This window comes from Stenotrophomonas sp. As-7, assembly GCF_030291015.1.
Classification (GTDB): Bacteria; Pseudomonadota; Gammaproteobacteria; order Xanthomonadales; family Xanthomonadaceae; genus Stenotrophomonas; species Stenotrophomonas lactitubi.
In genome coordinates this window covers 1,776,030-1,791,614 of record NZ_CP127405.1, presented here as the reverse complement: position 1 = coordinate 1,791,614, position 15,585 = coordinate 1,776,030, and the positions used below count along the sequence as shown (strand labels likewise).

Annotated in this window: 9 protein-coding genes and 1 tRNA gene; 2 read left to right on the top strand and 8 right to left on the bottom strand. The window is 64.4% G+C overall.

The window, feature by feature from the left end; all coding sequences use genetic code 11:
* Positions 1–26: 26 nt before the first annotated feature.
* The 4 genes from QP457_RS08425 to QP457_RS08410 all read right to left on the bottom strand — a co-directional run bounded on the left by QP457_RS08425 (position 27) and on the right by QP457_RS08410 (position 6,258).
* Positions 27–1,622: an alkaline phosphatase D family protein gene (locus tag QP457_RS08425; protein ID WP_205405298.1), complete on the bottom strand. Its 1,596-nt coding sequence runs from the start codon at positions 1,620–1,622 to the stop codon at positions 27–29.
* Between the two features lie 11 nt (positions 1,623–1,633).
* Positions 1,634–4,567, bottom strand: a complete 2,934-nt coding sequence (locus QP457_RS08420; protein WP_205405299.1) for a TonB-dependent receptor — start codon at positions 4,565–4,567, stop codon at positions 1,634–1,636.
* Between the two features lie 141 nt (positions 4,568–4,708).
* Positions 4,709–5,746: a FecR domain-containing protein gene (locus QP457_RS08415; protein ID WP_205405300.1), complete on the bottom strand. Its 1,038-nt coding sequence runs from the start codon at positions 5,744–5,746 to the stop codon at positions 4,709–4,711.
* The gene (locus QP457_RS08410; protein WP_180167575.1) at positions 5,743–6,258 is read right to left on the bottom strand and encodes a sigma-70 family RNA polymerase sigma factor; all 516 of its coding nucleotides are present in this window, start codon (positions 6,256–6,258) and stop codon (positions 5,743–5,745) included. The genes QP457_RS08415 and QP457_RS08410 overlap by 4 nt, the downstream gene beginning before the upstream one ends.
* 271 nt (positions 6,259–6,529) lie before the next feature.
* On the opposite strand from QP457_RS08410, the gene aceE reads away from it, so the two are divergent.
* Positions 6,530–9,202 (top strand): pyruvate dehydrogenase (acetyl-transferring), homodimeric type, encoded by a 2,673-nt coding sequence (gene aceE, locus QP457_RS08405; protein ID WP_205405301.1) that lies wholly within the window; start codon positions 6,530–6,532, stop codon positions 9,200–9,202.
* 57 nt (positions 9,203–9,259) lie between these two features.
* On the opposite strand, the gene QP457_RS08400 is transcribed toward aceE, so the two are convergent.
* Complete coding sequence (locus tag QP457_RS08400; RefSeq protein WP_100552151.1) at positions 9,260–9,742, bottom strand: LuxR family transcriptional regulator; 483 nt, start codon at positions 9,740–9,742, stop codon at positions 9,260–9,262.
* A gap of 208 nt (positions 9,743–9,950) precedes the next feature.
* On the opposite strand from QP457_RS08400, the gene QP457_RS08395 reads away from it, so the two are divergent.
* Positions 9,951–12,281, top strand: coding sequence for a TonB-dependent receptor (locus QP457_RS08395; protein ID WP_205405302.1), 2,331 nt, complete (start codon positions 9,951–9,953; stop codon positions 12,279–12,281).
* 57 nt (positions 12,282–12,338) lie between these two features.
* Here QP457_RS08395 and QP457_RS08390 read toward each other — a convergent pair.
* The 3 genes from QP457_RS08390 to alaS all read right to left on the bottom strand — a co-directional run bounded on the left by QP457_RS08390 (position 12,339) and on the right by alaS (position 15,510).
* Positions 12,339–12,431: transfer RNA gene (locus tag QP457_RS08390), tRNA-Ser, on the bottom strand.
* Between the two features lie 78 nt (positions 12,432–12,509).
* A complete protein-coding gene (csrA, locus tag QP457_RS08385; protein ID WP_025878924.1) occupies positions 12,510–12,713 on the bottom strand; it encodes a carbon storage regulator CsrA in 204 nt (67 codons plus the stop codon).
* A 148-nt stretch (positions 12,714–12,861) separates the two neighbouring features.
* A complete protein-coding gene (gene alaS / locus QP457_RS08380) occupies positions 12,862–15,510 on the bottom strand; it encodes an alanine--tRNA ligase (RefSeq protein WP_180167578.1) in 2,649 nt (882 codons plus the stop codon).
* Positions 15,511–15,585: the final 75 nt, after the last annotated feature.

Here is a 15,585-nt window from a genome sequence, read left to right as displayed (position 1 = left end):
CGGCTCTACAGGGCAGGACAGCCGGCTCAGGCCTCCTGCAACCCCGGTCGGCCGTGCTCCACCGCATAGCGCTTCCAGCTCTGCAGCGCGCCGTTCGGCCGCATGACCGTATCGAGCGTCTTCATGTCACCGATCCAGGCATCACGGGTGACATCACACAGCACGTAACCGCGCTTGTCCGTCGTCGCTTTCAAGTGGGGGCTGTGCCGCAGCTGGTTCTCTGCATAGGCATCCACGCCCTGCCCGTCAGCGCCCGAGCTGATCGAGGTCGCCAGGAACTCGCTGGAAATCACCCCGGAATCGACGTTGTCCTGCACCAGGTCGCTGGCATAGTGACGGTGTGCATCGCCACAGGCGGTCACCACGTTACCGAAGCCCACCTTCTGGATGTGATCGAGCAGGCGCCGGCGGCTGGACAGGTAGCCGGACCACTGGTCATCGGAAGATTGCACCACGCCGTCCTTCTCGCGCATGTAATTGCCCAATGAGACCTGGTGCGCGATCGCGTGCCAGCGTGGCGCGGCATCGGCCAGGCCATCGAACAGCCATTGCTCCTGCTTCGCACCCACAATGCTGCGCTCGGCAGATTCCACCTGTCCGCGCTGCGCCATGTCCACCTGCTTGCTGCGGTACTGGCGGGTATCGAGCAGGTGCAGGTCCAGCAGCGTGCCGTAGCGTGCGCGACGGAACATCTGCATATGACCCTCGCGCGGGAACGACGAAGCGCGCAACGGCATGTTCTCGTAATACGCCTGGAACGCCTGTGCGCGGCGCAGCAGGAACAGTTCGCTGGGCGTACCGTCCTGGTCTTCGGCACCCGCCCAGTTGTTGTCCACTTCATGGTCGTCGAACGTCACGAACCACGGTGACGCGGCGTGCGCCGCCTGCAGGTCTGTATCGGTCTTGTACTGCGCGTAGCGGCGGCGATAGTCGTCGAGCGTGTAGGTCTGTGGGCCAACGTGGTTGCGCAGGTTGGTGAACGGCTGACCGTTCATCTTGCGCACGCCGGTCTGGCTTTCGCCCTCGTAGATGTAGTCGCCGTAATGGAACACGAAATCGAGTGGTTGCTCGGCAATGTGTCGCCAGGCCGTGTAGTGCCCTTCTTCGAAATGCTGGCAACCGGCCACCGCGAAGCGCACGCGCTTGATCGGCGCGCTCGCCGCAGGCAGGGTGTGGGTGCGCCCGATCGCACTGGCATGGCCTCCCACGGTGAAGCGGTACCAGTACGGACGCCCCGGCAGCAGGCCGTCCAGTTCCACGTGCAGCGCATGGCCAAGTTCGGGGTGGGCCAGCGAGGTTCCCTGCCGTACCACGGTGCGCATGCCCTCGTCAGCGGCCACCTGCCATCCCACCACCATCGGCCGGGTGGGCATGCCGCCACCGAACACCAGGGGCTCGGTGGCCAGCCGCGTCCACAACACCATGCCGTCGGCTGACGGATCACCGGATGCCACGCCGAGGGTGAACGGCGTACTGGCAAAGCGCGGTGAAGCCAGCAGATTGCGTGGATTCAACGCCGCCGCATCGTTCTGCGCGGCCAGCGCGCGGGCGGTCCCGGCCCACGCACCCAACGCGGAAAGTCCCGACATGGCAAGGAAGCGCCTGCGATTGATCGTATCCAAGACGGCCGCCCTCAGTTGTAGATGATGTGGAAGTAGAAGAAGCGACCGTAGTCATCGATCTCGGTGCGGAAGCGTCCGTTCGGACCGGTGCTGTAGGTTGGCTGGGTATTGAACAGGTTCTTCGCCTCGTACTTCAGCGTCACGTGCTTGCTGACCTTGTGGCTGAAGGCCAGGTTGAAGGTCATGTACGGGTCGTAGTACGAGTCCAGCCACTGGGTATCGCCGAAGTCGACCAGCATGCGGCTGCGGTAGGTGCCGGACACGCGCAGCTGCGAGCTCTTCCACGGCATGCGCCAGATCACCGAGCCGTTCACCGACCAGTCCGGCTGGTACAGCAGGCGGTCCAGGCGGCGCTCGCTGCCATCACTGATACGGTAGTTGGTCTGTCCGTCCAGTCGGGTGGCATTGAGGTACATGTCGAAGCGCTGGCGGCCCCACTGCAGATTGCGGTTTGCCACCGCGAACTCGACACCGCGCAGCGTCGACTCATCGGTGTTCATCGGCTGGGTGACGCGATAGCGGACGTCGCCGATGTTCTCGAACGTGGTCAAGGTATAGATGTCGTCCTTGATGACCTTGTCGAACAGCGCCACCGAGACCAGGCCGTTATTGCCATTGAAGTACAGGTCCCAGGCCAGGTCGAGATTGGTCGAGCGGCGCGGCTGCAGCGAGGCATTGCCCTGCTTGATGGTGCAGAAGCCTCCGCCCAGTTCGTCATCGCCACAGCTGGTGCTGGTGGCCTGGGCGATGTTGCTGGGTGTCGGCCGCCCCAGCGTGCGACTGGCGGAGAAGCGCAGGCGCTGGTTCTCGCTCAGCTTGAAGGTCGCATTCAATGACGGCAGCAGGTTGTTGTAGCCGCCACTGCTCTTGCGGAATGCCGAGGTGTAGGTGGTACCGCCATCATCGCTGAACGGGCTGAACGCATCGAAGGTAGTGTGGTCATAGCGCAGGCCACCGATCAGCAGCAGCCGGTCCCAGGCGTAATGCGCCGAGACGTAGGCGTTGGCGATGTCCTCCACGTACTTGTAGTCGCTGGTGAAATCGGCATTCGGGTAGGCCGCATCGTTGTTGCCCAGCTTCGGGTACAGCTCGTCATGCCACTTGCGGTTGTCGATCAGCGGGAAGCCGGGGACGCTGCCAAGCAGGGTCGAACCCGGATACAGATAGTCGTTCAGGGTCGCGCTGGTCTTGTAGTAATCGAAATCGATGTCCTGCCAGATCTTCAGGTGGCGATACTCGGCACCAGCAGCGAGACCGAAGCCGCGCGCATCGGCATCGATGTTGTAGCTGAAGTCGGCACGCAGGTTGTCGATGCTCTCCTTGGCGTCGCGCGGCGAGATGTAGGCCTGCGCGGGATTGAGCTTGAACGCCGAGCTGGTCAACAGGCTGGAGTCCGAGACACCCACCGCGTTCGGAAAGCCATGGCTGTCGTTGGCATAGTCGACGAACAGGTTGCTCGGGTACGCGCGTACGCCCCAGTAGACCTGGGTGTTGTGGAAGGTCTCTTCGGTGTGGCCGGCGCGCAGGGTCAGCCGCGAAAGGCCGCCGATATCCCAGTTGAAGCTGGCGATCGCACCGCGATTGCTGCGGTCCCAGCGGTCATGGCGGTTCTTGATGTAGATGCTGTTGATCTGGGTGGTGCCGCCGTCCTCGCTCTGGTTGCGTATCGGGAACTTGGCGTTGCCATACAGATCGGTCTTGTTCATCGTCGAGTTCTCGTAGAACCGGTACGAGTACAGCAGCAGCGAGGCGTAGAACGGATCGTCCGACGGCTTCCATTCCAGCTTGGCCGAGCCACCGAAGTTGGTGATGTAGTTGGTGTAGGTGCCGGTGCTGAAGTTGCCCGGCGCACGCAGGCCGTTCCAGCCTTTCGCCTCGTCCGGGCCGGTGGTGCCATCGGTGAGGTACTTGCCGGCATCGTTGTAGTAATAGTTCGATTCCACCCAGCGCTTGACGCTGTTGCGCGAGCGCTGTTCATAGCGCGCAACAGCGACGATGCCGAACTGGTCATCGGCACCGAACTGGTTGGAGAACACCGCTTTGGCGCTCTTGCCGAAGTGCCCCAGGGTCTTGTGGTCGCCACCCGCGCTGCGCCCCACATTGGTCTCGGCCGTGGAATAGATGCCGGCCACGTCGGCGAACACATACTTGCCGGAGCGGTCAAAGGCACTGCGGCTGATGATGTCGATCACACCACCAATGGCATCCGGTGCCTGCTCGGCGCTGAAACTCTTGTAGATGTCCGTGCGGGTGCCGATGTCGCTGGGAATCAGCTGCAGGTTGTTCATGCGCTCGCCGGAGCCACTGCCACCCACGCTTGCGATCGCGATGCCGTCGATGGTCGTGTAGTTGAGATTGGCCTGCACGCCGCGCACGGTCACATAGCGCGGTTCGCCCGCATCTTCCACCGCACTCAGACCGGGCGCGGCCATCAGGCTCTCGGCCAGCGTCTCATCGCCGTAGCTGTCCATCTCATCGTAGATCACCGAATCCTTGATGACCGGCGAGGTTTTCTTCTGATCGATCACCTCATGGGCGGCGATCACCTTGATCGTTCCCAGCGTCGGAGCGACCACGGCTTGCGGCTGCTGCGGTGCCGGTGCGGCCGGCCCGGTTTCGCGCTGTGCCGGTGCCGCATCGATGGCGATCACGTTGCCGTCCAGCACCGTGTAGCGCATGCCGGTGCCGGCCAGCAGCGTGTCCAGCGCCTGCTTGACGGTGGCGCCCCGCGGTACCGCGCCCGCCATCGGTGCATTGCCCGCGCCGGCATACAGGAACTGCACGCCGGAGCTGCGTGACAGCTGCTCCAGTGCCTGGCTCAAAGGCTGCGCGGCGATCGCTGCAGTGACCTTGGTCTCAAGCCCGTTGGACGACACCGCCTGCGCATGTGCGCCCAGACAGGGAGACAAGGCCAGTACCACCGACAGATAGAGCTTCTTGCGCATCACGGTTCCTTGCAGGAGAGAGGACTGCTGCTGCCGCGTCGGCATTCGACAGCGGCTTCTCCCAAGTAAGAGCCGGCATCGGCGGAAGTGGAGAACGCCGATTCGATGAATTTTTTCTGACAGCCCATCGCCCAACCGGGATCAGCGGCTGGAGACCCATACCGTGTCCTGTTCGCGGCGGATGACGAAGCGCGCGTCCCGCTGCAGGAATGCCTGCAGCGCAGCAACCCGGTGCGCCGCCAGGCTGCCCGACAGGCGCGCCGCCCGCGCCACGTCATCGGTCACCCGCACCTGCACCTGGTTGTGCCGGTTGAACGCAGCAGCCACCTCGTCCAGCCGCTCATCACGGAACGACACCCGGCGCTGCTGCCAGTCCAGCAGCATGGACATCGGTATTTCCAGCGGCTGCACCGCATGGCTGAGATGATCGACCTGCACCACCCGCCCGGCGGGCAGCTGCGCCAGCCGGCGTTGCCCATCACCGGCGGTCCAGACCTCCACCTCGCCGGATACCACGCCGATGCGCGTGCTCTGCAACCGGCGCGACACATCGAACACGGTGCCGATGTCACGGATCTGCAGATCACTGACCCGTACCTCGAAGGGCCGGCGATCCGCTGCGATATCAAATGTGGCCTCGCCCTGCAGCAGTTCGACGCGGCGGCTGAACCAGCCAATCTTCACCCGCAGACGGCTGTCTGCATTCAGCCGCACCTGCGTCTGGTCAGCCAGCAGCACCTCACGCAGTTGCCCGTGCCCAGCGACCAGCATCTGTTCGCGCGGCATCAGCCACGGCAGCAGACCGGCCACCAGCAACAGTCCGCACGCCACCGCAGCCACCCGCCTCCAGAGCGGCCGGCGCGTTCGTGTTGCAACCACGGCGCGCGGCGCGGGCACGGGCGCGGCAAACAACGGCACCACTTTCGCCGTTGCCGGCAGCATCGGCAGCACTGCCCTGCTTCCCTGTTCCTGCGGGTGCACCGACATCGCCGCGCCCACCTGCCGGTGCAGATGCAGGGCATGCAGGTACGCGCGCACGTGCTCGGGCGAGCCCTTCATCCACGCCATGAACTCGGCGCGCTGCGCAGCGCTCAGGTCACCCTCGCGGTTGCACAGGAACCAGTGCGCAGCCTGTTCGGCCACCTCGTCATCCATCGCTGCAGGCTCCTGCTGGTTCATCCGTCCTTCCCGGCGCCCAGCGCCTTCCTGCAGGCTTCCAGCCCCTTGCCGATGTGCTTGCGCACCATGTGCACCGACACGTCCAGCTGCGCCCCCACCTGATGGCAATCCAGTCCTTCGCGGTAGTGCAGCTCCATCACCCGCCGCGTCGTGGGCGGCAGTTGCGCGATGGCGCCACGGATTCCGCTCCAGCGCTGCGCCCGCTCGAAATCAGCCTCGATGTCCTCTTCGCTGCTGAGTACCTCGGCCAGCAGGTCGACGTCCTCGATCTGCGGCAGGCCGGAGCGCGAGCGTGCCTGTTCACGGGCCAGGTTGGCTGCCACCGCGAACAGATAGGCTTCAGGGTTCTCGATCGCCGCGGCGTCTTCGCCGGTGCTGCGCAGCAGGCGCAGATAGACCTCCTGGGCCAGATCCTCGGCATCGGCAGCGTGTGAACCACGCCGAAGGAAGAAGCCACGCAGCAGGCGGCGCCGCAAGGCGTAGCTCTTCTCCCAGATCCTGACGCTGTTCACAACCGACCAACCACCCCGAGGCTGGAAAACCCAGCAGGGTGCACACCGACGATGACAACCGCATTGCAGCGGCGCCGGGCAAAGCGCAGGTTCGCGCAGACCCAACCCTCACCTGTCTACCGGCCAACCCATGCGCCGCCTACGCTTGTCTCCCCGGCAGCCACCAAGGCCGCCCCCGCGCCACGGCCCTGCCGGCGCGATTCCGCTCCAGAGCTGTCGTCCTGCCGGCGGTGTCGCGCAGATGCCGGCCGGCGCTCTCTGGAGACGCAGCATGAACCAGGCACACTTCCCTCTCGACACCGATCCGCAGGAAACCCGCGAATGGCGCGAGTCCCTGCACGCGGTGATCAAGGCTGGCGGCCGCCCCCGCGCGCACTACCTGCTGGACCAGCTCGATGATCTTGATGTGCAGCAGCATGGCGACCTGCACACCCGCGCATGGACCGCCTACACCAACACGATTCCACCCGAGCGCCAGCCCGCCTACCCGGGCGACCTGGCCATCGAACGGCGGTTGAACGCGATGATCCGCTGGAACGCCATGGTGATGGTGCTGCGCGCCGGCAAGCATTCCAATGTCGGCGGCCACATCGCCACCTACCAGTCCGCCGCGGTCATGTATGACGTGGGCTTCGATCACTTCTTCCGTGGCCGTACCGACACCTTCGACGGCGACATGATCTACATCCAGGGCCATTCCGCACCGGGCATCTATGGACGTGCATTCGTGGAAGGCCGCATCAGCGCCGAGCGCATGGACAACTTCCGCCGCGAAGCCGGGCGTGAGGGCCTGTCCTCGTATCCGCACCCGCGGTTGATGCCGGAGTTCTGGCAGTTCCCTACCGTATCGATGGGCCTGGGCCCGCTGACCGCGGCCTATCAGGCCCGTTACATGCGCTACCTGGAATACCGCGGGCTGAAGCAGCACCAGGGCCGCAAGGTCTGGGCCTTCCTCGGTGATGGTGAAATGGATCAGCCCGAATCGCTGGCGGCCATTTCACTGGCCGGGCGCGAGCGCTTGGACAACCTGGTGTTCGTGGTCAACTGCAACCTGCAGCGCCTGGACGGACCAGTGCGCGGCAACGCCAAAGTGATCCAGGAACTGGAAGGCACCTTCCGTGCCGCCGGCTGGAACGTGATCAAGGTGATCTGGGGCGGTGGCTGGGACGACCTGCTGGCACGTGATCACAGCGGCTTGCTGCGCCAGCGCATGATGGAATGCGTCGATGGTGACTACCAGACCTTCAAGTCACAGAGCGGTGCCTATGTACGTGAGCATTTCTTCGGACGCTACCCGGAACTGCTGGCGCTGGTCGCGCACATGAGCGACGACGAGATCTGGGCGCTGGCACGTGGCGGCCACGATCCGCAGAAGGTTTACGCCGCCTACCAGCAGGCAGTGAACACCGCGGGCCGGCCGACCGTGGTATTGGCCAAGACGGTGAAGGGCTTCGGCATGGGTGAGGCCGGCGAAGGCCAGAACATCAATCACCAGTTGAAGAAGATGAGCACCGATGCGGTGCGCGCTTTCCGCGACCGTTTCGATCTACCGATCAGCGATGAGCAGCTGGAGGAAATGCCGTACCTGAGCCCGGCGCCGGGCAGCCCGGAGGCGCTCTACTTCGCGCAGCGTCGCCAGGCGCAGGGCGGCCAGCTGCCGGCACGCCTGGCACAGGTCGATCCGCTGCCACTGCCGCCGCTGTCCACGTTCAACGTCCAGCTGCAGGGAAGTGGTGATCGCGGCCAGTCCACCACCATGGGCTTCGTGCGCATCCTCACCGCCCTGCTCAAGGATCCCGAGCTGGGCAGGCTGGTGATCCCGATCGTGCCCGATGAATCGCGAACCTTCGGCATGGAAGGCCTGTTCCGCCAGATCGGCATCCACTCTTACCTCGGCCAGTTGTACACGCCGCAGGACGCTGGCCAGCTGAGCTATTACAAGGAAGCCAAGGATGGCCAGATCCTGCAGGAAGGCATCAACGAATCCGGCGCGATCTGTTCGTGGATCGCCGCCGGTACCGCATACGCCAACCACGGCCTGGCCACGATTCCGTTCTACATCTTCTATTCGATGTTCGGCCTGCAGCGCGTCGGCGACCTGGCCTGGGCAGCAGCCGACGCGCGCACCCGCGGCTTCCTGCTTGGTGCCACCTCGGGCCGCACCACGCTGATGGGCGAAGGCCTGCAGCACGACGATGGCCACAGCCACGTGCTGTCCTCGGTGATTCCCAGCTGCGTGTCCTATGACCCGACCTACAATTTCGAGCTGGCGGTGATCATCCACGATGGCCTGCGCCGCATGTACGTGGACCAGGAAGACATCTACTACTACATCACCCTGCTCAACGAGAATTACCCGCACCCGGCCCTGCCCGACGGCGCCGAGGCCGGCATCCTGAAGGGCCTCTATCTGCTGCGCCCCGCCGCTGCCGACACCATTGCACGGCCTCGCGTGCAGTTGATGGGCAGTGGCTCGATCCTGCGCGAGGTGCTGGCCGCCGCCGATCTTCTGCAGCAGGATTTCGGTGTCGCCAGCGACGTCTGGAGCGCCACCAGCCTGACCGAACTGCGCCGGGATGGTCTGGCCGTCGAGCGCTGGAATCTGCTGCACCCGGCCGACGAGCCGCGCGTTCCCTACGTGCAGCAGTGCCTGCAGGACCACGCCGGCCCGGTGGTGGTGGCGACCGATTACATGAAGATCGTCGGCGACCAGATCCGCCCCTTCATCAGCGATCGTCGCTTCATCGCACTCGGCACCGATGGTTTCGGCCGCTCGGATACACGCGAATCGCTGCGGACGTTCTTCGAGGTCGATCGCCACTTCATCGTGCTGGCCGCACTGAAGGCCCTGGCCGACGACGGACATGTCGAACGGAACCTGCTGCAGCAGGCGATCGACCGGTACGGGATCGATACCGGCAAGCGCGACCCCGCCGCCGCATGAGCCCGCAGCAACGGTATCCGCAGAGCCCGCCTCTGCGGGTGTCGCTGCATCACACCGCTACGGCAACCGCTTGAACAGGTTGGTCTGCAGGATCGGCGTGCCGTCATGACCGAAGAACGCCTTGGTTTCGGTCATCGTTGAGCGATCGGCGGCCACCGTATACACACGGGTGGACGCCGGCGCACCGTGATCGACCAGTTGCATCACCAGCGTATTCGGCGCCGGCAGTTTCAGCGTCGCCTGGTTGGCGCCGTAGCTGCCTATCAGCGATGCGGGCGTGCCATCCAACGCCAGCGTACCGTCGGATTTCATCGTCTTGCCATCATGCAGGACGATATCCACGTGCGAGCTCCACCTGCCCGCGCCGGCATCCTTGAATTCCAGCACGACCTGTTGCGGACGCTGTGCTTCAGGCAGCGCGGACGTGGCGATATCCAGCGACCAGCGGCCCAGCAGCGGCGAGGACTTCGGGCTTTCAGCCAGGGCAGGCATCGCCTGCAGCAGGGCCACGGACAGCAACGCGGCGGACAACAGCTTCATGCAAGGCTCCTTTCGAGTGGAGAAAGTGCTGCAGGGTGCGGTCTGGGGTACCGGCAATGGCCGATGCTGCGCGCCAACGTCCGGTCGTGCAAGCGACCAAGCTGCCGGCGATGGCCAGGCCCAATCCCCCCCCTGCGCCGTCCCCCTCCGGCTTGTGAAGCTAAATGGTTACGTTATAACATTTCACATTCTTTTCACGGAGTGTGTCATGCGTCGTCACCTGCTTGCTGCAGCCATCCTGTTCGTCGTCCACAACGCCCATGCCAGCGACGACCCCACCCTGCCCGCCGTGCGGGTCGAGGCAAGCAAGCCCTCCCGGATCGACAGCATCGTCACTGTCGAGGCCTCGCAGGCCCAGAACCGCACCCTCGGCGGCATGCTTGAACATGTCTCCGGCGTGCAGAACAGCGCCTTCGGGCCCAACGCCGGCGCACCGGTCATCCGCAGCCTCAGCGGCAACCGCGTGCAGATCCTGGAGGACGGCCAGTCCATCCTCGGCATGAACGCCTTCAGCGGCGACATCAACATTCCCTTTGACCCGCTGTTCGTGCGCAGCGTCACCGTCAACAAATCCTCCGATACCGTCCGCTACGGCGGCAACGCCATCGGCGGCAGCGTCGACATCGACTCCGGTCTGATCTCGCGCACGATGGAGGACAAGGACCAGTCGATGGAACTGGTCCTGCGCAAAGGCTTCAACGCGGCCGATGCGCAGGGTTTCCGCATGAACTTCAACAACCAGCGGAATGTCTCGACGAACCTGCAGGTCTCTCGGCAACGCATCTCGTACTACGACATTCCCGGCAACAGCAAGGCCGGCGTCTGCAACACCCGCCTGTTCCCGGCCACCGGCGGTGTCAATTCGGCGCTGGCCGACAGCTGCCAGAAGGAAGCGCGCGTCCAGCAGCTCTACAACAAGGCCTCGCAACCCTACATCGACCAGTTCATGACCGAGAACCCCGATTGGGCCGATGGCGATTTTTCCTTCTACACCAACAGTCCGACCTCGGTCTGGCAGCGCCGCACCTACATCAATCCAGTCAACCCGGCCTATGTCGCCGGCACGCCTTCGTACGTACAGAAACAGATCAACAACGATGTGACCCCCGATTACCACCATCGGCTGGGTAACAGCTACTCACGCAGTTCGCAGGTGGCACTCGGCTCGACCTGGTTCTTCGATCGCGGTTACGTCGGCGTCAGCATCGATGCCAAGGACAGCGAATACGGTGTGCCGGGCTTCTCGATGCAGAACCTGTCCTTCGGCGCGAACCCTGCCGACGGCCTGCCGGTGGGCGTGGTGATCAAACAGCAGCGCTACGCCCTGGAAGCATTGCTGCGGGACCCGCTGCCGCACGTCGAACGTGCCGAACTGCGGGTTTCAAAACTGGACAACGCCTCGGGCGAGCGCCTGGGCTCGACCAGGGCCAACGACTACGACTTCCAGAGCACCCAGGCCGAACTGCTGCTGGCACATCAACCCGTCGGGCCGCTCAGCGGCGTGCTGGGCCTGAGCCATCAGGCGCGCGACGTGACCGCCAGCGGCGCGCTGCGCTACCTGCCTGATGTGGAAACGCGCAGCAACGCGGTGTTCCTGAAGGAAACCCTCGACGTCGGCTGGGCGTCCTTCGATGCCGGCGTCCGCCATGAACGCGTGGACCATGACCTGCAGCCCAGCCGCTTCAAGACCTCGCGCAATGCTGCCAACACCACGCTGCAGGACCGCTCCTATCGTCTCAACAGTTACACCCTGGGTTCGTATGTCGAACTCGGCCCGCTGTTCGCCGCCAAGGTGCGCTATTCGTCCTCGCAACGCGCACCGGAGATCAACGAGCTGTATGCCAGCAACGCGCATTACTCGGTAATGACCCAGGAAGAAGGCAACCAGAACCTGCAGCCGGAACGCGCGAAGAACCTGGAGTTGACCGGACTGTTCCACCTCGGTGGCTTCGCGCTGTCGGCCACCGCCTACCGGATGAAGTACGAAAACTACCTCTACCAGGGCCACTCCGGCATGCAGATGGCCAACCGCCTGCCGCTGAAGTACTGGAAGCAGACCGACACCACGGTGAAGGGGTTCGAGATCGATGCCTCGCAGGCGCTCGACCTTGGCGGCTACGGGAAATTGAATCTGTCCGCCTTCGCCGATCTGGTCAGGAACCAGGCTGATCGTCCGGACACGCTGCGCGCGCACAACGACGGCGAGTACCTGCCGAACATGCCGACCAACCGCTATGGCGCCACCCTGCAATGGCAGCGCGACAGCTGGAAGGTACAACTCTCCAGCACCTACTACGACAAGCAGAAGTACCTGGGCCGCAACGTCAGCGAAGAGATTCCGCTGGATGCATTCAACCTGGTCGATCTGCAGGTCAGCCGCGAGCTGCCAGTACGCAATGCGTACATCGCTGGGATGGAAGTGTTCGTCAACGGCAGCAACCTTCTGGACGACGACGCCCGCCCACACAACTCGCCGTTGAAGTACATCGCACCGCTGCCCGGTCGCGGGTTCCAGGTCGGCGTGACCGTAAGGCTTTAAGCGAGCGGAAAAGAAAAACGCCTGCAGATCGAGGATCTGCAGGCGCTTCTTTGTATCTGGCGGAGCGAGAGGGATTCGAACCCTCGATAGAGCTTTTGACCCTATACTCCCTTAGCAGGGGAGCCCCTTCAGCCGCTCGGGCATCGCTCCGGGGTTTTCTCCGCGTCTGGTGCGTTGCACCTCAGCGGGGCGTGAATCATAACGTTAATCACGCGCGAAGGTAAAGCCTTATTCCGCAGAATTTTCACCACCGGTGCTGCCGGCTTCGTCACCACGCTGGATGCGCTGGTAGATCTCTTCGCGATGCACAGCGACGTCCTTCGGCGCAGTGATGCCGATACGCACCTGGTTACCCTTGACGCCAAGCACGGTGACGCTCACCGAGTCACCGATCATCAGGGTTTCGCCGACGCGGCGAGTCAGGATCAACATTTTTTTAAGTCTCCATGGAACCGTGTGGAAGGGTATCCCCCACCGGCTTGACGCTCCGTCAAGAAGCGCGCCCACGACAAAGGGAAAAGATTCGCAATGGTACCGTCAGCCGTCCCGCTCCTACAAGGAGGGGGACGGCAGGGGTTCATCACAGGCGGGGGCTGACCCATTCGACGACCGCAGCCAGCGCGGTGGCAAGGGCGGGCCCGTCCTCGCCACCACCCTGGGCGAGGTCCGGGCGTCCGCCGCCCTTGCCCCCGATCTGACCGGCGATATGGGACAACAGTTCCCCGGCCTTGACCTTGCCCATTGCACTGCCGTTCACGCCCGCGACCAGGGCTGCCTTGCCGTCCTGGGCACCGGCCAGCACGATCACCGCGTTGCCCAACTGCTGCTTCAGGCGGTCCATGGCATCGCGCAGGGCCTTGGCATCGAAGCCTTCCAGACGGACGGCCAGCACCTTCACACCGGCGACCTCGACGGCCTGCCCGGACAGATCAGCCGTGGCGCCGGCAGCGACCTTGGCCTTCACGGCCTCCAGTTCGCGCTCCAGCTGCTTCTGGCGCAGGCCCAGCGCACGGATCTTTTCGACCACGTCGGCAGCGCTGCCACCCAGCAGTTCCGCGGCCTCGGCCAGGCGCGCCTCCTCGGCGTCCACGTAGTCCAGCGCGCCCTGGCCGGTGACGGCCTCGATACGACGCACACCGGCCGATACGCCGCCCTCGGAGGTGATCTTGAACAGCCCGATGTCACCGGTCCGGTTGACGTGGGTACCACCACACAGCTCAGTGGAGTAATCACCCATCTTCAGCACGCGCACGTTCTCGCCGTACTTCTCGCCGAACAGGGCCATCGCGCCGAAGTCCAGCGCCTCCTGCATGCCCATGTTGTGCACTTCCACAGCGTTGTTGACGCGCACCTGCTGGTTGACCTTGCGCTCGATGATCGCCAGTTCCTCGGCGCTGATCGGCTGGAAATGCGAGAAGTCGAAGCGCAGGCGGTCCGGCGCCACCAGCGAGCCCTTCTGCTGCACGTGGGTGCCCAGCACTTCGCGCAGGGCAGCATGCAGCAGGTGGGTGGCCGAGTGGTTGAGGATGGTGGCGCCCCGGCGCTCGCCATCAACCTGGCCGGACAGCACATCACCGATCTTCAGGTTGCCCTGGGTGAGCTTGCCGACGTGGCCATGGAACTGGCCCGCGAACTTCTGGGTGTCGCTCACCTGCATCTGCACGCCGGCAGCGGACAAGATGCCGGTGTCGCCGACCTGGCCGCCGGATTCGGCGTAGAACGGGGTCTGGCTGGTCAGCACGATGACCTCGTCACCGGCCTGGGCAGCGTCCACCGGGCGGCCATCCTTGAGGATCGCGACCACGTTGAGGCCATCGGCCTGCAGGCGGTCGTAGCCGAGGAAGACGGTCGGCTTGAGCGTGGCGACCAGATCGGCCGACAGGGTCACGCCGCCGCCGAACTTGCCGGCGGCACGCGCGGTCTCGCGCTGCGTCTCCATCGCGGCATTGAAGCCCTCGATGTCCACGGTCAGGTCACGCTCGCGGGCGATGTCCTGGGTGAGGTCGAGCGGGAAGCCGTAGGTGTCGTACAGGCGGAAGGCGTCCACGCCCGGAATCACGCCATTGCTGACCTTGGCGGCGACGTCGTCGAAGATCTTCATGCCCGAGTCGAGTGTTTCAGCGAAACGCTCTTCTTCGGCCTGCAGTGCACGCACGACGGTATCGACCTGCGCCGGCAGTTCCGGATAGGCCTCGCCCATCTGCTCGACCAGGGTCGGCACCAGCTTGCTGAAGAACGGCTGGCGCACGCCCAGCATCCAGCCGTGTCGCAGCGCACGGCGGATGATACGGCGCAGCACATAGCCGCGGCCTTCGTTGGACGGCAGCACGCCATCGACGATCAGGAACGAACAGGCGCGGATATGGTCGGCGATCACCCGCAGCGACTTGTTTTCCAGATCGGCGGTGCCGGTCAGTTCCGACGCCTTGCGGATCAGCGCCTGGAACAGGTCGATCTCGTAGTTGGTATGCACGTGCTGCAGGATCGCGGCCAGGCGTTCCAGGCCCATGCCGGTGTCCACGCACGGCGCCGGCAGCGGCATCAGCGTGCCGTCCTGCTGACGATCGAACTGCATGAACACCAGGTTCCAGATTTCGATGAAGCGGTCGCCATCTTCGTCCGGCGAGCCCGGGGGGCCACCGGCGATATGGTCACCGTGGTCGTAGAAAATCTCGGTACACGGACCGCACGGACCGGTATCGGCCATCTGCCAGAAGTTGTCCGAGGCGAAAGGCGCACCCTTGTTGTCGCCGATGCGAACGATGCGTTCTTCCGGAATGCCGATCATGTCGCGCCACAGCGCGTAGGCCTCGTCGTCGGTCTGGTAGACCGTGACCAGCAGGCGCTCGGCGGGCAGCTTCCAGACCTGGGTCAGCAGCTCCCAGGCCCAGGCGATCGCATCCTTCTTGAAGTAATCGCCGAAGGACCAGTTGCCCAGCATTTCGAAGAAGGTGTGATGGCGGGCGGTGTAGCCCACCTGGTCGAGATCGTTGTGCTTGCCGCCGGCACGCAGGCAGCGCTGGACGTCGGCCGCACGCACGTAGCTGCGCTTCTCCGCGCCCAGGAACACGTCCTTGAACTGCACCATGCCGGAGTTGGTGAACAGCAGGGTCGGATCGTTGCCCGGCACCAGCGGCGCCGACGGCACGATGGTGTGGCCTTTGCCCTTGAAGAACTCAAGGAAGTCGCTGCGGATCTGGGATGTCGTGAATTTGGCGGATGCGTTCATGAGGGCTGGCAGTCTGCGGGCCGGGGCCCGCGCCGCCGGCCGCAGTGGCCAGGGTCGAACGGACCGCCGAAACCC

Excerpts from the sequence above, each read along its gene's own strand:
- QP457_RS08420 (WP_205405299.1), bottom strand. The coding sequence starts at position 4,567 with ATGCGCAAGAAGCTCTATCTGTCGGTGGTACTGGCCTTGTCTCCCTGT.
- QP457_RS08415 (WP_205405300.1), bottom strand. The coding sequence starts at position 5,746 with ATGAACCAGCAGGAGCCTGCAGCGATGGATGACGAGGTGGCCGAACAG.
- aceE (WP_205405301.1), top strand. The coding sequence starts at position 6,530 with ATGAACCAGGCACACTTCCCTCTCGACACCGATCCGCAGGAAACCCGC.
- QP457_RS08400 (WP_100552151.1), bottom strand. The coding sequence starts at position 9,742 with ATGAAGCTGTTGTCCGCCGCGTTGCTGTCCGTGGCCCTGCTGCAGGCG.
- QP457_RS08395 (WP_205405302.1), top strand. The coding sequence starts at position 9,951 with ATGCGTCGTCACCTGCTTGCTGCAGCCATCCTGTTCGTCGTCCACAAC.
- csrA (WP_025878924.1), bottom strand. The coding sequence starts at position 12,713 with ATGTTGATCCTGACTCGCCGCGTCGGCGAAACCCTGATGATCGGTGAC.
- alaS (WP_180167578.1), bottom strand. The coding sequence starts at position 15,510 with ATGAACGCATCCGCCAAATTCACGACATCCCAGATCCGCAGCGACTTC.